The following is a 225-nucleotide window of genomic DNA, read 5'->3' as shown; positions in this document are numbered from 1 at the left end:
TCCTTTGATAATCAAATACCGTTCGTCTATCCGTTAAAAAAGCAGCAGGAATACCATAATTGGTTAATATCTGATGTAACACCTGATAATAGCCTTTCAGCGTTTCTTGTGGGGCAAAATAGGCACCCACAATATTACCAGAAGCATCATCAATGGCAACATGAAGATGAGAGACAGTTTGACCAAACCATCTGAATTGGCTAGCGTCCATTTGTATCAGTTCGC

Annotated in this window: 1 pseudogene; it reads right to left on the bottom strand. The window is 40.0% G+C overall.

The window, feature by feature from the left end:
* Positions 1-225 (bottom strand): annotated as a pseudogene (locus E4T68_RS09165) (ISNCY family transposase); the annotation flags it as partial.

This window comes from Granulicatella sp. WM01, assembly GCF_004570605.1.
Lineage (GTDB): Bacteria > Bacillota > Bacilli > Lactobacillales > Aerococcaceae > WM01.
This window is presented reverse-complemented; position numbering and strand designations above follow the sequence as displayed.